This is a genomic window from Paracoccus maritimus (assembly GCF_025195095.1).
GTDB classification, from domain to species: Bacteria; Pseudomonadota; Alphaproteobacteria; order Rhodobacterales; family Rhodobacteraceae; genus Paracoccus; species Paracoccus maritimus.
In genome coordinates this window covers 171,678-190,847 of record NZ_JANAVZ010000002.1, presented here as the reverse complement: position 1 = coordinate 190,847, position 19,170 = coordinate 171,678, and the positions used below count along the sequence as shown (strand labels likewise).

Below are 19,170 nucleotides of genomic sequence, written 5' to 3'. Positions count from 1 at the left end.
TTTCCCGCCAGCGGCAAGGATCCGCTTGTCACGCGACAAGATGGATCGTGGGTCAAGCCAAGGTGAAGAAGCGTGGGGATCTTGATCCTGACAAAGATCCAGAGACATGCTAGGCGACTGAAAAGCATCGAGCAAAGGGAAGACACGAATATGCCGATCAAACCCTCGCAGGCACTGTTGGCCGCGCTGGCCCTGATTGCTGCCCCGGCTTTCGCACAGGACAGCGCCACACCGGCCGAACCCGACAGCGCCGCCCAGTCCAGCACCGCCGACGCGCCCGCAGCGGAAGCACCAGCGACCGACGCGCCCGCAGCGGAAGCACCAGCGACCGAAGCGCCCGCCGCTGACACGTCGTCCGGCGAGGATGCGACCGCCGACGCCCCCGCAGCCGACGCACCGGCTGCTGGCGCTGCGGCTGCCGACGAACAGCCCGCCGCTGCGGCCCCCACCACCGGCGCCGATGCGGCGACGGACGATGCCGCCTCGGGCGAGCCCAAGATCGGCAGCTATTATGCCAAGTCTTCGCACAGCGACTGGACCGTCCGCTGCATCAAGGCAGAACAGGGCAAGGATCCCTGCGAACTGTATCAACTGATGCAGGACGCGGATGGGAACTCGGTCGCCGAACTGACGCTGATCCCGCTGACCAATGGCGACGTCGCCGCAGGCGCGACGCTGGTCGCGCCGCTGGAGACCGACCTGATCCAGGGCCTTGGCTTTGCGGTCGATAACGGCAAGCCGCGCGGCTACCCATTCAGCTTCTGCGCGCCGGTGGGCTGCGTGTCGCGGATTGGATTGTCGGCGGAAGAGCTGAGCCAGATGAAACGCGGCAGGAATGCGACCGTGACGCTGATGCCGTTCGGCGGCGACCCGAAGCAGCCGGTCGAACTGGGCCTGTCGCTTGCAGGCTTTACCGCCGCATTCGACGAACTCAGCGCCTATGCCGCGAAAGACGCAGCTGCGGCCGAATAAGACTGCTGATCGCCCCCGGCCATCACATCGCAAACCGCGCCCTGATCGGGCGCGGTTTTCTGTTGGACAATCGGGTGTAGGAACGGGTCAGATACTGCGCAGCGCAATGACCGCGTTCAGGCCACCGAACGCGAAAGCGTTCGACAGGACTGCATCGACCTTCGCCTCGCGGGCCTCGTTCGGAACGACATCGAGGGCGCATTCCGGATCAGGTTCCTGATAGCCGATGGTGGGTGCGATGATCCCGTCACGCAGTGCCATGATGCAGGCCAGCAGTTCGACCGCACCGGTGCCGCCGATCAGATGCCCGTGCATCGACTTGGTGGACGATATCATCAGCCGGTCCGCATGATGACCGAAAGCATGCGCAACGGCGGCGCATTCGGTCTTGTCATTGGCGGCCGTGCCCGTGCCATGCGCATTGATATAGCCGATCTGATCGGGATTCAGGCCGGCGTCGCGCAGCGCGCCGGTGATCGCACGTTCGGCGCCCTGCGCCGATGGCATCACGATATCCTGCGCATCCGACGACATGGCAAAGCCCACCACCTCGGCCAGGATCTCGGCGCCGCGCGCGCGCGCGTGGTCATAGTCCTCGAACACGAAGACGCCCGCGCCTTCGCCCTGCACCATGCCGTTTCGGTTTGCACTGAACGGGCGACAGGCATCTTTCGACATGACCCGCAGCCCTTCCCAGGCTTTCACGCCGCCAAAGCACAACATCGCCTCGGAGCCGCCGGTCAGCATGACCTGCGCCGCCCCCGAGCGCACCATCTGGAACGCAAGTCCCATCGCATGGTTGGAACTGGCGCAGGCCGTGGCGACCGTGAACGAAGGCCCGCGCAACCCGAATTCCATCGAGGTATGGCTGGCGGCGGCGTTGTTCATCAATTTCGGAACGACAAAGGGATGAACCCGGTTCTTGCCCTCTTCATAGACCGCCCGGTAATTGTCGTCCCAGGTGTTCAGCCCGCCGCCGGCGGTGCCCAGGATGACACCGGATCGCAGCCCCAACGCCCCGTGAAAGGCCAGGCCGGACTGCGCGACCGCCTGCTTGGCCGCCAACAGCGTGAATTGGGTGAACTTGTCATACAGCAGGATCTGCTGGCGGTTGAAATAGTCTTCCGGGCGCCAGTCGTGGATCTGCGCGCCGATCTGGATGGACAGCCGGTCCACATCACGGAAGTTCAGCGCGGTGATGCCGCTGCGCCCCTCGCGGAACGCGGCCAGAGTTGTCTCGACATCATGGCCAAGCGCATTGATCGTGCCGGCACCGGTGATGACCACACGCCGCAGCCCGTCCCCATGGGGAGATGCGGACCTGTCGCCAGCGCCGACAGATTGTTCTCGGGCGGTCTTCTTGCCGGTTTTCTTCGGACTCATGCAGCTTTTTGCGCCACGAGGCGCTGAACCGCCGCGATGATCGTGCCCATGTTCGAGATGTCGAAATCAGACTTGTCCGGTTCGTTCGCGTTGAACGGAATCGAGATGTCGAATTCCTCTTCCAGCGCAAAGATCGATTCGACCAGGCCCAGGCTGTCTATGCCCAGATCCTCGGGCGTCGAATCGTCGCTGATCTGATCAGGTTCAAGCATCGCCTGTTCCGCGATGATGGATTTGATACGGGATTTGATCGTGCCGGTCATGGAGCCTCCTGCTCAGGCCTTTTCCAACAGTCGTGTAACAGTTTCCTGAAGCTTTGCTAGCTGTTGTGCGAAACGTGGCAGACGGCGCATGGCTTTCTGGATTTCCATCTGGGTCTCCATTTTCACCGCCGGATTGCCCAGGATGACGCGGCCGGACGGAACACGGGTGAAAATCTTCGTCGCGCCACCAGCGATCACATCGTCGCCTATCTCGATATTGTCGTTCACGCCAACCTGACCGGCAAGCACCACCCTATCGCCGATGCGCGACGATCCCGCGACACCCACCTGCGAACACAGCAGGCAATCGCGACCGACAACGACATTATGTCCAAGCATGACAAGATTGTCGATCTTCGTGCCGTCGCCGACGCGGGTCGCCCGGATCGTTCCACGGTCGATCGTCGCGTTCGCCCCGATCTCGACATCGTGTCCCAGCTCGACCCCGCCCAGGGAATGGATGCGCGTCCAGTGCTGCTGCCGAATATCTTCGCGCGCACCAAGGGTTCGCCGGATTTCCTCGATCCCGGATTCCTCGGGCGTAACGAATGAAAATCCGTCCCCGCCGATGACCGCCCCCGACTGGACGATCAGCCGGTCGCCCGCGTGCACGCCATGCGCGATCCGCGCACCGGCATGGATCAATGCCTGATCGCCGATCCTTGCATTGCGTCCGACCGACACATGGGGCCCGATCCGGGCGCCCGCACCGATCCGAACCCCCGGGCCGATGACCACAAAAGGCCCGATCGCCGTGTCCGCCCCGATCACGGCCGACGCATCGACGACCGCGGTCGGATGAATACCGGGCGCGATGTCCGGCCCGGCATCGAAGGCGCGCGTCAGCCCGGCCATCAGCAATCGAGGCCGTGGCGCGAAGATCGCCGCCTTCAGCCCATAAGCCTCGGGGTCCATCCCTTCGGCAAGGATCGCCATGCTGCCGGGCTTCAACGCCTCGGCGTATTTCGGAGCCATGGCCAGCGCGATCACACCGCCATCTGGCCCCACCGGCGATGTCGCCGCGGGCTCGGCCGCGCCGATCACAGGCAGCGCCGCGTCACCCCAGCTTCGCGCATCCAATGCGCGGGCCAATTCTCCGATTGTCACCGATCTTGTCATCGCACCCTTCTTTCAGAGGGCGATTTAATCGCTTTCGCTGTTCAAATCCAGTCCGGCAGCTTGCAGGCGATCCCAAATGGCGGCATCGCGCCCGTAAATATCGTCGAAGAAGCGAATCTGGCCGGTCTCATCCGGGAATGCCGTGAAATAGACCAGATGCACAGGGACGTTCGGCGTCAGTTGCAACCACACCTCGCGGTCACGCGCCAGGGCGCGGTCGAACATCCCGCGCGGATCCTGGCTTTGCTGTGACAGCAGCTGCGTCGCCAGATCGAACGGATCGCCCACGCGGACGCAGCCATGCGAATAGGCGCGCCTGCTTTGGCTGAAAAGATGCTTGGTCGGCGTGTCGTGAAGATAGATGTTCCAAGGGTTGGGGAAGATGAACTTCACCAACCCCAGCGCATTATCATCGCTGGGTTTCTGGCGCATCCGGTAGGGAAAGTTCGACGCCGTGTAGCGGGCAAAATCGACCCGGTCGCGGGCCACGACATTGCCGCGCCCGTCAATCACGTCCAGATGCGACACGGCATAGCGATTCGCCTTCAGCCGGGGCAGATATTCCTTGACGGTGATCGAGCGTGGCACGTTCCAGCGCGGATTGACGACGACATACTCCATTTGGTCAGAAAATTCCGGCGTGCGCATATCATGCTCGGTCTTGCCGACCACCACGCGGGTCCGGAAGACCTCGTGCCCGCCATCCATGATCCGGGCGGTGTATTCAGGAATATTGACCCACACATGACGCGCATCCAGATCCTCGCCCGCCATCCAGCGCATCCGCTCCAACGCGACCATCAGCCTGCGGCTGCGCCGGTCGCTTCGGGCTGCGGGATCGCCATTCAGCGCAGCGATGGTCTGCGGACCGGCAACCCCGTCCGCGGGCAGTCCCGCCGCGCCCTGATATCGCGCGACCGCATCCGACAATGCGGCGTCATATAGCCGCGGGTCTTGCGACTGCGCCGAGAATCCGATGCTTTCCAGTCGCACCCTCAGCGGCAGGACCCCGTCGCCGCGCATGCCGACGCGCCAGATCGCGGGCGGCACAGACGGAAGATGGTCGGGAACGGTCAGATCGGGCGCGCCTGCAAGCGCGTCCTGCAGGGCAAGATATGCCGGATGGTCCGGCGCGACAGACGCAAGATAGGATGCCGGATCAGCGGCATCGACAAATGCGCGGATCAGTCCGGAAATGTCCGCACGCCGCACCTGCCGCCTGATCTGAGGATCCGCATCGGACGGTCGGATGACCCCTCCCGTCATGTCGCGCAGATACCGCAGCAATACGCTGGCATGGATCACCTCGGACTGCAGACCCTGCCCTACGCCGGCAAGCATTTCGGGACGATAGCGCTCGACCGGTAGGCCATGGCGGGGCGCCGACCGGATCGCCTGATGCAGCGCCTTGCGCAATCTGTCGCCGTCTTCGCCTTGGAAAATCGGTCGCAATCCATGACTGCCATAGAACGCGGCCAACTGAGGACGGTCGGCAACAGCGTTTGCCAGCGCCATTTCGTCAGAGGTGAAATGCAGCTGTGGCGCCAGAGCAACGCCCGCCGCACGCCCCGGAACCAGTCCGGACTGTGCAATCGCCGGTTGCACAGCCACGGTCGCCATCAGAAGGCCGATGACGGGCAGAAATCTACGCGATCGCATCACAGCACCCGGAAAACACCCAATCTATCCTGCCATTCGGACCGGATTCGAACCAGTGCCTGTTCACGCGATTACGACTTCGGCAAGTCGATAGTTGCCAAAAAGGCACATACCTGCGGCGGTTTTGGCACTCAGCATCGATTGGCAATTTTTCGCCTATCGCGTGAAAAATCTTGGCGTGCTGCGAGGAAACAGTTCCTGAACGCACGTTCTTTTGACATATTGTTAGGAAGTTGGGGATAAACCTCGGCGAAGCCGCGATCCAACGCGGCGAAATACGAAGCAGGACAGGCGATCTGACATGACAATGGACCTTATCTCGCGCCGCGGCATTCTTGGGGTGTTCGCAGCAACCAGCGTGGCGGCAGCCCCGGTGATGGCCAACGCGTTCGGATTTCTTCGCGGTGCAGGCGACATGCGGCGCGTTCGGATGTATAATGGCAGGACCGGCGAAAGCCTTGATACCGTGTACTGGGTGAACGGCAAGTATGTTCGCGAAGCCCTGAATGAAATCAATATCTTCATGCGCGACTGGCGGACGGGGACGGCGATCGGCATCGACCCGCGCACGATCGATGTGGCGGCGGCGTCGCACCGGCTGCTGCAGACAAATGAACCCTACATGATGCTATCGGGCTATCGCTCTCCGCAGACCAACGCGATGCTGCGCCGCAGATCGGGTGGCGTGGCGAAGAATTCGTTGCACATGTCCGGCAAGGCCGCGGATCTGCGTCTGAAATCGCGCTCCGTCAACCAGATGTACCAAGCCGCGATGGCCTGCAAGGCTGGCGGCGTCGGCAAGTATTCGCGTTCGAACTTCGTGCATATGGATTGCGGCCCGATCCGCAGCTGGGGTTCCTGACCTTACGGGACCCCGGATCGCCTTTCTGCACCGCCGTCCGCCATGTCATGCGCGGGCGGCGCAGCGCGTTAGATACGGTGCGCGCAACGCCTTCTTGCAAGTTGATGAGCTAATCGCTTGACGGGTCTGTTTTCTTCCTGAACGCTGGTCCAACCTCGCCAGCGCACAGACGGATGCACCCCCCTCAGATGAGCCCACAGACAACCCGCCGCTATCGCACTGCCAAGAAAATTCAGGCCGCCGCCATCGATCTGGCGGTTCGCGACGGCCTTGCGAATGTCACGACCGAGGCGATTGCCCGACATTCGGGTATCAGCACGCGGACATTCTTCAACTACTATCCCTACAAGGAAGCCGCGCTGGTCGGACCGCCGCCGGACTATCCCGCAGACGCCGTGGAACGATTCGTGGCTGGGACGGGCCGTTTGATCGACGACCTGGACCGGCTGATCGAGGCGCATCTGCTGCGCTTTCTGGATGAGCGCGAGATGCTGGCCCATCTGTTTCGTCTGGCCGATACCGACCCAAAGCTTGGAGCGCTGCGCAACAGCGCGATTCTGGCGCGCCGTGCGCAGATGCGCGAATTGCTGAGCCGCCGAATTCGCGGCGCTGACCCGCAGATGATCGAGATTCTCGCGGCCGCGATCGTGGCGGCGACAAATGCGGCGACCAAGCAATGGCTGTCGGGTGAAAGGGACGATTTCATCGCCACGGCCCGTGACAATCTTGCCCTGATCCTGCCCGCCGCGCGTATGCTGGACCGAGGGTCGGCGGACGCCGGGCGCAGCTAGACCTCCAGCATGCGCCGGAACATGTTCTCAAGATAGATCTCTGCCTCGGCAAAGGGGTCGTGGCCAGGCCCCAGAACAGCGCGCACCTGCACCTCGAAGTCCGCATAATGCTGGGTCAGTGCCCAGATCGAGAAGATCAGGTGGTGCGGATCTACAGACGCCAGCCGCCCCGATCCGATCCAGCCAGCAAGTATGCCGACGGCGTCCTCGACCAGCAGCCGAAGCCTGCCTCCCAGGATCTCGCTGAGATGGGGGGCGCCTTGCAGGATCTCATAGGCGAAAAGCCTGCTTTCGCGCGGAAAATCACGTGACATATGCAGTTTGGTTCGGACATAGCGCAGCACCTCGTCCAGCGGATCGCCGTCGGGGTTCAGGTTCAGCATCGGGGCAAGCCACATGTCCAGCAGCGCGGTCAGCAGCGTCTTGTGGATCTCGTCCTTCGAGCCGAAGTAATACAGCACGTTCGGTTTCGACAACCCGGCGGCCTCGGCGATCTGGTCGATGGTCGCCCCCCTGAACCCGTTGGCTGAAAACGCGGTCAACGCGCCCTCCAGGATTCGTTCGCGGTTGATCTGCTGGATCCGGGTCAGTTGGGGTTCATTCTGATCTGTCATCGTCCATCCCGCTCTGGCATGATCCTTTTTTGGGCAGGGGAATGCGATTTGTCACGCACTCGTTCTGTGTGCTTGACTGGCCAAGGCCCCGTGCTAGCCTGATCCTGACCGTATGGTCAATAATTCTCGAGGTTCATCAGATGCCGCTTGACCGCAAATCCGCGCCCAATGACCTGCGCGCCTTCTGGATGCCCTTCACCGCGAATCGTCAGTTCAAATCCGCACCGCGGATGCTGGTGGCGGCCAAGGACATGCACTACACGACATCGGACGGGCGGCAGATCCTGGATGGCACGGCCGGGCTTTGGTGCTGCAACGCCGGCCATTGCCGCCCGAAGATCACCGAGGCCGTTCAGGCGCAGGTGGCCGAAATGGACTATGCGCCTGCGTTTCAGATGGGTCATCCGCTGGCCTTCGAACTGGCCAATCGGATTGTCGATATCGCGCCTGACGGGATCGAGCATGTCTTCTACTGCAACTCCGGCAGCGAGGCCGTGGATACCGCGTTGAAGATCGCGCTGGCCTATCACCGCGCGCGCGGTGATTCGGCGCGCACACGCCTGATCGGGCGCGAACGCGGCTATCACGGCGTCGGATTCGGCGGCATCTCGGTCGGCGGGATCGTCAACAACCGTCGCTTCTTCGGCAGCCTGCTGACCGGCGTGGACCACCTGCCCCATACGCACCTGCCCGAAAACGCCTTCACCAAGGGCCAGCCCGAACACGGCGCCAATCTAGCCGACGAGCTGGAGCGGATCATCGCGCTGCATGGGGCGGAAACGATTGCCGCCGTGATCGTCGAACCCATGGCGGGCTCGACCGGCGTGCTGTTGCCGCCCAAGGGATATCTGAAACGTCTTCGCGAGATCACGCAAAAGCACGGCATTCTGCTGATCTTCGATGAGGTCATCACCGGCTTTGGCCGTCTGGGCAGCCCCTTCGCCGCCCAGCATTTCGATGTCATACCCGACATGATCACCTGCGCCAAGGGACTGACCAACGGCGTCATCCCGATGGGCGCGGTCCTGACCACGGCCCAGATCCACGACGCCTTCATGCAGGGCCCCGAACATGTGATCGAGCTGTTCCACGGCTATACCTATTCCGGAAATCCGGTCGCCTGCGCCGCCGGTCTTGCGACGCTGGATACCTATGCCGAAGACGGCCTGCTGACCCGCGCCGCCGATCTGGAAACCTACTGGCAAGAGGCGCTGCACGGCCTGAAGGGGCTGCCGCATGTCGTTGACATCCGCAACATGGGCCTGATCGGCGCGGTCGAGCTGGCCCCGATGGAGGGCCAGCCGGGCAAGCGCGCCTTCGACGTGTTCGTGAAGGCGTTCGAGGCCGGAATCATGATCCGCATCACCGGCGATATCATCGCGATGTCGCCCCCGCTGATCATCAGCAAGGAACAGATCGACGAACTGGTCGGCACGCTGGCGGAGGTTCTGAGACAGGCGGGCTGAGATCGCCAATCCGGAGCACGCGGCGTTCCGCGTCGCCCCGCCCCCACCGATCACGCCGATCCCGCACAAAGACGGGACGGCCAGACAGGAAGGACACGACATGACAGACACCGCTGCGGCGGGCCCCGCCGCGAACATGAAAGTCGATGGCGACAGGTTGTGGGACAGCCTGATGGAGATGGCGAAGATCGGACCCGGCATTGCGGGCGGCAATAATCGCCAGACCCTGACAGATGCCGACGCCGAGGGGCGTGCGCTGTTCCGCATGTGGTCGGAAGATGCCGGGATGACGATGGGCCTTGACCGGATGGGCAACATGTTCATGCGCCACGAGGGGACTGAACCGGATCTGGATCCCGTCTATATCGGCAGCCATCTGGACACCCAGCCCACCGGGGGAAAATACGACGGGGTGCTGGGTGTGCTGGCCGGGCTGGAGGTGATCCGTTCGATCCGCGACATGGGCATCCGCACGCGCCGGCCGATCGTCGTGGTGAACTGGACCAATGAGGAAGGCACCCGTTTCGCGCCCGCGATGCTGGCCTCGGGCGTGTTTGCCGGGATGCACAGCGAAGACTATGCCAACGGCCGCGAGGACGCCGACGGCAAGACGTTCGGCGCCGAACTTGACCGGATCGGCTGGCGCGGGGACGAGGAACCCGGCAAGCGCCCCATCCACGCGATGTTCGAATATCACATTGAACAGGGTCCGATTCTCGAGGCTGAGGGAAAGGAGATCGGTGTCGTCACCCATGGCCAGGGCTTGTGGTGGCTGCAGGTCACGCTGACCGGTAAGGACGCGCATACGGGAAGCACGCCCATGACCATGCGGGTCAACGCGGGGCTGGGCATGGCGCGCATCACCGAGGCCGTCCACCGGATCGCGATGGATCATCAGCCAAATGCCGTCGGTGCGGTCGGCCAGGCCAATGTCTATCCCAACAGCCGCAACGTGATCCCGGGCCGCGCGGTGTTCACGATCGACTTCCGCAGCCCGGATCTGGACAAGCTGACCTCGATGCGGTCGAGATTGGAGGCCGACGCCTTTGAAATCGCGCGCGATCTTGGCCTTGGCATCGAGATCGAGCCGGTCGGTCATTTCGACCCGGTGACCTTCGATCCGGAACTTGCGCAAAAGCTGCGCAGCGCCGCCGACCGGCTGGGATACAGCCATATGGATATCGTCAGCGGCGCCGGTCACGACGCCTGCTGGATCAACCGCATCGCACCGACGGTGATGATCATGTGCCCCTGCGTGGACGGCCTGAGCCACAATGAGGCCGAGGAGATCAGTCCTGAATGGGCCAAGGCGGGCGCCGATGTGCTGCTGCATGCCGTTCTGGACGCCGCCGAGACTGTCCGCTGACGCGGATGTGTGCCGGGGGCACCGCCCCGGAACCCTGGGGTAATTGAACAAAGAAGAAGAGGTTGGCGATGAGCACGATCATCAGGAACGGAACCATCGTGACGGCGGATCTGACCTACAAGGCGGATGTGCTGATCGAGGGCGGCAAGATCGCGGCGATCGGCGATGGGCTGGTGGGCGATCAGACCCTTGATGCGACCGGCTGCTATGTCATGCCGGGCGGGATCGACCCGCATACGCATCTGGAGATGCCCTTCATGGGAACCTACTCCGCCGATGATTTCGAAAGCGGCACCCGCGCGGCGCTGGCGGGGGGCACGACCATGGTGGTCGACTTCGCCCTGCCCTCGCCCGGACAGGGACTGCTGGACGCGTTGCAGATGTGGGACAACAAATCTGGGCGCGCGCATTGCGACTTCAGCTATCACATGGCGGTCACCTGGTGGGGCGAACAGGTCTTTGACGAAATGCAGGCAGTCGTCGATCGCGGCATCACCAGCTTCAAGCATTTCATGGCCTACAAGGGTGCCTTGATGGTGAATGACGACGAATTGTTCGCGTCCTTCCGCCGCGTCGGCGATCTGGGTGGCATCGCGATGTGCCATGCAGAAAACGGCGACGTGGTGGCCGAATTGTCTGCGCGCCTGCTGGCGGAGGGCAATACCGGCCCCGAGGCGCACGCCTATTCCCGCCCGCCCCAGGTCGAGGGCGAAGCCACCAACCGCGCCATCATGGTGGCCGACATGGCCGGCGTGCCTTTGTACGTGGTGCATGTCAGTTGCGAGGACAGCCACGAGGCGATCCGCCGCGCCCGACAGCAGGGCAAGCGTGTCTGGGGCGAACCGCTGATCCAGCACCTGACGCTGGATGAAAGCGAATATTTCGACAAGGACTGGGACCACGCCGCGCGGCGCGTCATGTCTCCGCCCTTCCGCGACAAGAAGCATCAGGACAGCCTGTGGGCCGGTCTGCAATCGGGCAGCCTGTCGGTCGTGGCCACCGATCATTGCGCCTTCACCACCGAACAAAAACGGACTGGCGTCGGTGATTTCACCAAGATCCCGAACGGCACCGGCGGGCTTGAGGATCGAATGCCGATGCTGTGGACGCATGGCGTCGGCACCGGGCGCCTGACACCGAACGAGTTCGTCGCAGCCACCTCGACCAACAGCGCCAAGATCCTGGGCATGTATCCAAAGAAAGGCGCGGTGCTGGTCGGCAGCGATGCCGATCTGGTCGTCTGGGATCCCGAGGCGGAAAAGACCATCTCGGCCGGCAGCCAGCAATCGGCCATCGATTACAATGTCTTCGAAGGTCAGAAGGTCAAGGGCCTGCCGCGCTTTACCATCACGCGGGGCGTCGTCGCCGTGACCGAGGGCAAGGTGGACAGCCGCGATGGACACGGCGAGTTCGTCGCCCGTGAACCGCGCGGCACGGTGAACCGGGCGCTGTCGCAGTGGAAGGAGTTGACCGCGCCACGGCCGGTGGAACGGTCGGGCATTCCGGCGACGGGGGTCTGAACTTGGCCGCATCGGTGATCGAGGCAAGCCGCGTCGGCCTGACATTCCAGACGGCGGATGGTCCGGTCCACGCGCTGAAGGATGTGGACCTGACCATTGGACAGGGCGATTTCGTCAGCTTCATCGGACCGTCGGGATGCGGCAAGACGACCTTGCTGCGGGCCATCGCCGCGCTGGAGACACCGACCGCCGGGCGCCTGAGCGTGAACGGGATGACCCCGGACGCGGCGCGCAAGGCTCGGGCCTATGGCTATGTGTTCCAAGCGCCGGGGCTGTATCCGTGGCGGACGATTGCCGGCAATATCAGCCTGCCGCTGGAGATCATGGGATTTCAGCGCGCCGACCGGAAACAGCGGATCCAGCGAGTTCTGGATCTGGTCGATCTGGCGGGCTTCGGGGGCAAGTTTCCGTGGCAGCTTTCGGGGGGAATGCAGCAGCGCGCCAGCATCGCCCGCGCGCTGGCCTTCGACGCCGACATCCTGCTGATGGACGAACCCTTCGGCGCGCTGGACGAGATCGTCCGCGACCGGTTGAACGAGGCGCTGCTGGCGCTGTGGGCCAAGACAGGCAAGACCATCGGCTTCGTCACCCACTCGATCCCCGAAGCGGTCTATCTGTCCACCCGGATCGTGGTGATGAGCCCGCGGCCCGGCCGCATCACGCGGATCATCGAAAGCCCCCTTCCCCGCGAACGCCCGCTGGACATCCGCGACACGCCCGAATTCATCGCGCTGGCCCACGAGGTCCGCGAAGGGCTGCGCGAAGGACACAGCTATGACTGAGGCGGCCGCGCCAGGCGGCGTCGGGGGGCTGATGCGGCGTGGCGCGCAGGGTCGCACGTTCCCGGTCCTGACCGTGCTGCTGGCCATCGTCGCGATCTGGTATTTCGCGGCCATCGGCATGAACGCGCAATGGGTGCGCGATCAGGCGGCGCGCAGCGATACGGTGCTGACAACGACGCAATTCGTCGGCCAGACCCTGACGCTGGACCGCCCCGTGCTGCCTGCGCCACATCAGGTCGCGGTTGGGTTGTGGGACGGGATCGCGGGACAGAAGGTCACCTCGAAACGCAGCCTGATCTATCATGGCTGGGTCACCTTGTCGGCCACGCTGGCGGGGTTTGCCATCGGCAGTCTTGCGGGCATCCTGCTGGCCGTCGGCATCGTGCATAACCGCGCCATGGACCAGTCGGTGATGCCCTGGGCGGTCGCCAGCCAGACCGTGCCGATCCTTGCCATCGCCCCCATGGTGATCGTGGTCTTCGCCAGCGCCGGCGTCACCGGCCTGCTGCCAAAGGCCGTCATCGCCGCTTGGCTGTCGTTCTTTCCGGTGCTTGTCGGCATGGTGAAAGGCCTGCGGACCCCCGACGCGATGCAGCTTGACCTGATGCGATCCTGGAGCGCCAGCCAGAGCCAGCAGTTCTGGCGGCTGCGCCTGCCATCGTCGATGCCCTATCTTTTCGCCAGCCTCAAGGTGGCGGTCGCCGCCGCGCTGGTGGGCACCATCGTGGGTGAATTGCCTGCCGGTGCCAGCTCGGGGCTTGGCGCGCGCCTGTTGTCGGGCAGCTATTACGGCCAGACGGTCCAGATCTGGTCCGCGCTGTTCACCGCGGCCGCGCTGGCGGCGCTGCTGGTCACAGTGATCGGGCTGATAGAGAAGCTGACCTTGCAGCGCATGGGATTGGCCCGATGAACGCGATCCCGATCCTTGCTGTCTGGATCGCTGGCTGGGCGTTGAATGCGTGGCTGGCCCGTTTCGACACACGACTGACACGGTTTCTGGTCGCGGTCATCTTCGGCACTACATTGATCCTGTTGTGGGAAATGATTGTGCGAATCTATCAGGTCCCGTCGGTCATCCTGCCCGCGCCCAGCCAGATCGCTGCCAGCTTCGCGGCCAATACCGGCATTCTGTGGACCGATTTTGTCCAGACGATTCTGAGGGGCGCGCTGACCGGCTGGCTGATCGGCGGATCGGCCGCGATCCTGACCGCCATCGCCATTGATCGCAGCCCGTTTCTGCAACGCGGCCTGCTGCCGATCGGGAACTTCGTCGCCGCGCTGCCGATCGTGGGTATCGCCCCGATCCTGGTGATGTGGTTCGGGTTCGACTGGCAGTCCAAGGCCGCCGTGGTGGTGGTGATGGTGTTCTTCCCAATCCTTGTGAACATGGTCGCGGGCCTTGCGGCCACCGATCCCATGCAGCGCGACCTGATGGCGACATGGGCGGCACCCTATCGTGCGTCACTGATGAGGATGCGGCTGCCGGCGGCGATGCCGTTCCTGTTCAACGGCCTGAAGATCACCACGACGCTTGCCCTGATCGGCGCGATCGTGGCCGAGTTTTTCGGCAGCCCCACCAAGGGGATGGGGTTTAGGATCTCGACCGCCGTCGGGCGCCTGGACCTGCCGCTGGTCTGGGCGGAAATCCTTGTGGCGGCGATCGCCGGATCGCTGTTTTATGGCATCGTCGCGCTGATCGAGAAGAAGGTGACGTTCTGGCACCCGTCGCAGCGCAATCAACGGGGCTAGACCCCACCAACAGGAGAGTGAGCCATGAAAAGAACCTTGCTGGGCGCGGTCGCCGCGACACTGGTCGCGGGTACGGCCTGGGCAGATGCCGAATATGACCTGACGCTGCAACTGAAATGGGTCACGCAGGCCCAGTTCGCGGGCTATTACGTCGCCAAGGACAAGGGCTTCTACGAGGAGGAAGGGCTGAACGTCACCATCAAGCCCGGCGGCCCCGATATCGCACCGACGCAGGTGCTGGCCGGGGGCGGCGCCGATGTGGTCGTCGAGTGGATGCCCGCCGCACTGGCCGCGCGCGAAAAGGGGCTGCCGCTGGTCAATATCGCGCAACCGTTCAAATCCTCGGGGATGATGCTGACATGCCTCAAGGAATCCGGGATCAGCGATCCGCAGACCGATTTCGCAGGCAAGACACTTGGTGTCTGGTTCGCCGGCAACGAATATCCCTTTCTCAGCTGGATGAGCACGCTTGGCCTGTCGACCGAAGGCGGACCGGACGGCGTGACGGTTCTGAAGCAGGGCTTCAACGTGGACCCGCTGCTGCAGAAACAGGCCGCCTGCATTTCGACCATGACCTACAACGAATACTGGCAGATCATCGACGCCGGCATCCCCGCCGAAGAGCTGGTGACGTTCAAGTATTCCGATCAGGATGTCGCGACGCTGGAAGACGGGCTTTATACGCTGGATTCGACCCTGGAGGATCCCGACAAGGTCACCGCACTGGTCCGTTTTGTACGGGCCAGCATGAAGGGCTGGAAATACGCTGAGGAGAATCCCGAGGAAGCCGCAGAGATCGTGCTGGAAAACGACGAGACCGGCGCCCAGACCATCGAGCATCAGACCCGGATGATGAGCGAGGTCGCCAAGCTGACCGAGGGTTCTGACGGCACGCTGGACGAGGCCGATTATCAGCGCACGGTCGATATCCTGATGGCCGGCGGTTCGGATCCGGTGATCTCGGCCGCGCCCGAGGGCGCATTCTCGCATGTCATCACCGACCGGGCCTTCGACTGAGACTGGCAAGACCGGGCGCGCGCAATACGGGCGCCCGGTCGCGGAATTGCGGACGTTTCTCGGCACGACGCCGGTTCGCTGAGTTAGTTGAAAGCGGTGACCTGTCTGGCGGTTGGTGCGATGGCCCAGAAGACCATCGAGAAATTTCGCTTGCCGGGCTGTTCCGACATCGCAACGATGAACGCCGCACACAGGCTACGACCGGCACTGCCGCTTCGGGCGTGGTCGCGCCGCCATCTGACCGGCGCGACCACATCGGGCGATCACTGGGCGGCGGCTGCTCGTGCCGTCTCGCGGATCACCTCGCCATCCGGGGCGATTTCCAGTGTGACCGGTTCGCCCGCCGCATTCACGGCATCCAGGACCAGCCGGGGTCCGGCGGGACGCGCCGCGCCGATATCGCTGTAGCCGGCCCCGTCCAGGGTCCGGTTCAGGGCCGCATCATCGACCTGCGGCATGGGACGAGCACCGCGCCCTTCCTTGCCGCCATGGCGGGCATGATCCTTGTCACCGTGCATCCAGTGCTTGCCCTTGCGGTGGTCATGATCGCCCCATCCGTGTTTCGGACCGCGCCGCCCCTTGCCATCGTCATCGTCGCCACGACCGAACCCCAGCAAACGGCCTTCGCGGTCGAAGCCTGCGCGAACATCCTCGCCCTCGCTGTCCTCGCCGCTGATCATGACACGCCCGTCACGTCCGCCGATCCGCTCGATCCGGGCGAACTGCGACAGGACTTCGCCGTCCCGCACGGTTTGCGGTAGCAGAGTATCGATCAGCGATGATGGCATCGCCACATCGTCCGCCTCGACCATCACCAGATTTCCGTCGCGGTCGATGAACGCCTCGATCTCGCCTCCTCCGGGCAGATCGCCTTCCACCTTGCGGCCGCCGCGCGGACCATCCTTCACCTCGAGATCGGTCAGGTTCAGCGCCCGCAGCACCTCTGGCAGGTCGTTTCCGGCGGCGGGTGCAGCCTCTTGAGCCAGTGTTGCGCCACCCAGCCCTGCGATCAGAGCAAAGGTCGCGGCGGATAGTTTCATAATATGTCTGCTCATATCGACTTCCTTTTTCTTCGTCCGGACAAGGTCCGTTGACCCCGCCCCACGAATCTCTTCTAGCGCGGCAATGCCGAATGAAACGGCAATGTCCGGTTTGGTTTCCATTTGGGATTTGATCGGCATAACTGGCACCATGTATCGCGGCCTGCTGTTCCTGTCCCTGATGACACTTGTCGTTTTTGTCGGCGCCGGCCGCGGCGACGGCCCCCATTCCCATGGTGGGTTCTGGCAGGGCAATCCGCTGACCCTTCGCGTCGCCGCGCAGGATTTCCGCCCCCTGCCGTTCCACGAACTTGCCGAACGGGTAGATCGGCGATACCGGGGTCGGCTGATCGGTGCGGACATCGCGCCACCGACCCCGAAGGAACGCGAACTGGGCGCGGCACTGGTCTATGAATTTCGGCTGATGACGCCGCAGCGGCACCTGTTGTTGATCCGCATGGACGCCCGCAACGGTCGCTTTCTGGAGGTCGCGGGTCGGGGCCAGATCGCGGCCCTGCGCCGCGAACCGCTGGACGACGATGACGACGATGACGACAACGATTTCGACGAGGACTGAATGCGCGCCCTGATTGTCGAAGATGATCCATTGCTGTCCGAACAGCTGGTCACAGCGTTTCAGGATGCGGGTTTCGTGACCGACCGCGCAGCAGACGGGGCCGAGGGCGAATTTCTGGGGGCGACAGAAGCCTATGACGTGGCGATCCTTGATCTGGGCCTGCCAGGCATGCCGGGGATCGAGGTTCTGACCCGCTGGCGCGATCAGGGGATCGCCATTCCGGTGCTAATCCTGACCGCGCGGGGCGACTGGACCGACAAGGTCGCAGGGTTCCGCGCGGGCGCAGATGACTATGCCGTCAAGCCGTTCCGCCTGGACGAGGTCGTGCTGCGGGCCCAGACCCTGATCCGTCGGGCCGCAGGCCATGCGCGTCCGGTGATTGCCGCTGGACCGCTGCAACTGGACAGCCAGCTGGGTGTCATAACCCGCGACGGCATCGCTCTGAAGCTGACCGCGTTCGAGACCCGCATCCTGTCCTATCTGATCCATCACCAGGATCGGGTCGTCAGCCGCACGGAGCTGTCCGAACATCTGTACGAGGCTGAAACCGACCGCGATTTCAAGTCGATCGAAGTGGTCATCGGACGGCTGCGCCGCAAGATCGGCGACGGGTTGATCCAGACCCGGCGCGGCGCGGGATATGTGCTGCGGGCGCAGGGCTGATGCGTTCGATCCGCGCGCGGCTTCTGGTGTTGGGGGCGGTCTGGCTGACTGCTGCTCTGCTGGCGGCGTTCATCTTCATCTCGGGGCTACTTGATGATTTCGTGACCGGGCGTTTCGACGCCGAGGCCGAGGCTGTCGCCGACACGCTGATCGCCACGGTCGAGGTGGGCCGGGATGGCCGGATCGCGGTCGAGGGTTTGCCACCCGACGCCCGTTTCGGCCTGCCGCTTAGCGGCTGGTACTGGCAGGTCGCTGCCGAGGATCGGGTGGTGGCACGGTCGAATTCCTTGCTGGACGGGCGCCTGAACGGACCCGGTGGAAATTTTGTGGGAGGTCGCGGCAGCGGCGCCGATGGCGCTGCCTTGCGGGTGATGCGACGCGAAGTCACCGTGCCGGAAAGCGACGCGCTGGTCGCTGTCACCGTCACCGCGCCCCAGGCCCAGATCCGCGACAGCCTGCGCCAGATCCGGCGCCCGCTGGCTATCGCGCTGATCGTTCTGGGCGCGGGACTGGCTGCGGCCAGCATCATTCAGGTGCAGGTCGGCCTGCGCAGCTTGACCCGCGTCGGGGCCGATCTGCGCCGCGTTCGCGCCGGTCAGGCGGATCGCCTGCCCATGCCCGATGTCAGCGAATTACGGCCCCTGACCGCCGAGATCAACGCGGCACTGGATCAGAATGCCACCCTGCTGGCCCGATCCCGGCAGCATTTGGGCAACCTTGCCCATTCGCTGAAAACCCCGCTGGCGGCGCTGGCCAATGAATTGCCACCCGATCACAAGGGACAGTCGCTGATCACGCGGATGGACCGGCTGATCGGCTGGCATCTGCGGCGGGCAAGATCGGCCGGACCAAGGGTGCTGGGACAGCGAACCCCGGTGAAGGCGGTGATCGACGACATCCTTCTGGTGCTGCGCTGGCCGATGCAGGACAAGCATATCACTGCCCGGACCGACTGCCCCGAAGATGCGGCCTTCGCCGGAGAACGTCAGGATCTTGAGGAAATGATCGGCAATCTGGCCGACAACGCGGTGAAATGGGGTCGGCACAGTCTGCGCATCGCGGTGACGACGGACGCCAGAACGCTGACGCTGAGGATCGAGGATGACGGCCCCGGCATGGCCCGGACCGACGCACCAAGGGCGTTGATCCGTGGCGGACGGCTGGACGAACACGGTGCCTCGGGGTCGGGATTGGGGCTTGCCATCGTGGCCGATCTTGCCGCGTTGCATGGCGGAGATCTGCGCCTTGAACGTAGCGCGCTTGGCGGGCTTTCGGCAATCCTGACCCTGCCAGCCTGAAATTTGTGCAAAGCCCGCCGGTCCCGATT

The 19,170-nt window shown here is 63.8% G+C and carries 19 protein-coding genes; 13 read left to right on the top strand and 6 right to left on the bottom strand.

Annotated features, from left to right (window positions below):
• Positions 1-150 precede the first annotated feature (150 nt).
• Complete coding sequence (locus tag MU516_RS03965) at positions 151-972, top strand: invasion associated locus B family protein (RefSeq protein WP_260275895.1); 822 nt, start codon at positions 151-153, stop codon at positions 970-972.
• A gap of 87 nt (positions 973-1,059) precedes the next feature.
• On the opposite strand, the gene MU516_RS03960 is transcribed toward MU516_RS03965, so the two are convergent.
• The 4 genes from MU516_RS03960 to MU516_RS03945 form a co-directional block, all read right to left on the bottom strand.
• Complete coding sequence (locus MU516_RS03960) at positions 1,060-2,268, bottom strand: beta-ketoacyl-[acyl-carrier-protein] synthase family protein (protein ID WP_260276252.1); 1,209 nt, start codon at positions 2,266-2,268, stop codon at positions 1,060-1,062.
• Positions 2,269-2,351: 83 nt separating this feature from the next.
• On the bottom strand, positions 2,352-2,618 hold the full coding sequence (locus MU516_RS03955) for an acyl carrier protein (protein WP_260275894.1): 267 nt from the start codon (positions 2,616-2,618) through the stop codon (positions 2,352-2,354).
• 12 nt (positions 2,619-2,630) lie between these two features.
• Positions 2,631-3,737: a UDP-3-O-(3-hydroxymyristoyl)glucosamine N-acyltransferase gene (locus MU516_RS03950; RefSeq protein WP_260275893.1), complete on the bottom strand. Its 1,107-nt coding sequence runs from the start codon at positions 3,735-3,737 to the stop codon at positions 2,631-2,633.
• 24 nt (positions 3,738-3,761) lie between these two features.
• Positions 3,762-5,396, bottom strand: a complete 1,635-nt coding sequence (locus MU516_RS03945) for a L,D-transpeptidase family protein (protein ID WP_260275892.1) — start codon at positions 5,394-5,396, stop codon at positions 3,762-3,764.
• A gap of 301 nt (positions 5,397-5,697) precedes the next feature.
• Here MU516_RS03945 and mepK point away from each other — a divergent pair, with 301 nt between their 5' ends.
• Together mepK and MU516_RS03935 are read left to right on the top strand one after the other, a co-directional pair.
• A complete protein-coding gene (gene mepK / locus MU516_RS03940) occupies positions 5,698-6,258 on the top strand; it encodes a peptidoglycan L,D-endopeptidase MepK (RefSeq protein WP_209055014.1) in 561 nt (186 codons plus the stop codon).
• Positions 6,259-6,446: 188 nt separating this feature from the next.
• Entirely contained in the window at positions 6,447-7,049 is a 603-nt protein-coding gene (locus tag MU516_RS03935) for a TetR/AcrR family transcriptional regulator (protein ID WP_260275891.1), read from the top strand.
• On the opposite strand, the gene MU516_RS03930 is transcribed toward MU516_RS03935, so the two are convergent.
• A complete protein-coding gene (locus MU516_RS03930; RefSeq protein ID WP_260275890.1) occupies positions 7,046-7,663 on the bottom strand; it encodes a TetR family transcriptional regulator C-terminal domain-containing protein in 618 nt (205 codons plus the stop codon). The genes MU516_RS03935 and MU516_RS03930 overlap by 4 nt on opposite strands.
• 140 nt (positions 7,664-7,803) lie before the next feature.
• Between MU516_RS03930 and aptA the strand changes: the two genes are divergently transcribed.
• The 7 genes from aptA to MU516_RS03895 all read left to right on the top strand — a co-directional run bounded on the left by aptA (position 7,804) and on the right by MU516_RS03895 (position 15,563).
• The gene (aptA, locus tag MU516_RS03925; RefSeq protein WP_260275889.1) at positions 7,804-9,129 is read left to right on the top strand and encodes an omega-aminotransferase AptA; all 1,326 of its coding nucleotides are present in this window, start codon (positions 7,804-7,806) and stop codon (positions 9,127-9,129) included.
• A gap of 100 nt (positions 9,130-9,229) precedes the next feature.
• Complete coding sequence (locus MU516_RS03920) at positions 9,230-10,495, top strand: Zn-dependent hydrolase (protein ID WP_260275888.1); 1,266 nt, start codon at positions 9,230-9,232, stop codon at positions 10,493-10,495.
• Between the two features lie 68 nt (positions 10,496-10,563).
• Complete coding sequence (gene hydA / locus MU516_RS03915; RefSeq protein WP_260275887.1) at positions 10,564-12,015, top strand: dihydropyrimidinase; 1,452 nt, start codon at positions 10,564-10,566, stop codon at positions 12,013-12,015.
• A gap of 2 nt (positions 12,016-12,017) precedes the next feature.
• Positions 12,018-12,797, top strand: coding sequence for an ABC transporter ATP-binding protein (locus MU516_RS03910; RefSeq protein WP_425606806.1), 780 nt, complete (start codon positions 12,018-12,020; stop codon positions 12,795-12,797).
• Between the two features lie 31 nt (positions 12,798-12,828).
• Positions 12,829-13,707: an ABC transporter permease gene (locus MU516_RS03905; RefSeq protein WP_260276250.1), complete on the top strand. Its 879-nt coding sequence runs from the start codon at positions 12,829-12,831 to the stop codon at positions 13,705-13,707.
• Positions 13,704-14,546, top strand: coding sequence for an ABC transporter permease (locus MU516_RS03900; protein WP_260275886.1), 843 nt, complete (start codon positions 13,704-13,706; stop codon positions 14,544-14,546). Before MU516_RS03905 ends, MU516_RS03900 begins: the two co-directional genes overlap by 4 nt.
• Positions 14,547-14,570: 24 nt before the next feature.
• A complete protein-coding gene (locus MU516_RS03895) occupies positions 14,571-15,563 on the top strand; it encodes an ABC transporter substrate-binding protein (RefSeq protein ID WP_260275885.1) in 993 nt (330 codons plus the stop codon).
• A 263-nt stretch (positions 15,564-15,826) separates the two neighbouring features.
• On the opposite strand, the gene MU516_RS03890 is transcribed toward MU516_RS03895, so the two are convergent.
• On the bottom strand, positions 15,827-16,618 hold the full coding sequence (locus MU516_RS03890; protein WP_260275884.1) for a hypothetical protein: 792 nt from the start codon (positions 16,616-16,618) through the stop codon (positions 15,827-15,829).
• An 88-nt stretch (positions 16,619-16,706) separates the two neighbouring features.
• On the opposite strand from MU516_RS03890, the gene MU516_RS03885 reads away from it, so the two are divergent.
• Genes MU516_RS03885 through MU516_RS03875 form a run of 3 tightly spaced genes read left to right on the top strand, consistent with a single transcriptional unit; the run spans position 16,707 to position 19,141 of the window.
• The gene (locus MU516_RS03885; protein ID WP_260275883.1) at positions 16,707-17,180 is read left to right on the top strand and encodes a PepSY domain-containing protein; all 474 of its coding nucleotides are present in this window, start codon (positions 16,707-16,709) and stop codon (positions 17,178-17,180) included.
• On the top strand, positions 17,181-17,843 hold the full coding sequence (locus tag MU516_RS03880; protein ID WP_260275882.1) for a response regulator transcription factor: 663 nt from the start codon (positions 17,181-17,183) through the stop codon (positions 17,841-17,843). It abuts the gene before it with no gap.
• Positions 17,843-19,141: a sensor histidine kinase gene (locus tag MU516_RS03875; RefSeq protein ID WP_260275881.1), complete on the top strand. Its 1,299-nt coding sequence runs from the start codon at positions 17,843-17,845 to the stop codon at positions 19,139-19,141. Before MU516_RS03880 ends, MU516_RS03875 begins: the two co-directional genes overlap by 1 nt.
• Positions 19,142-19,170 lie beyond the last annotated feature (29 nt).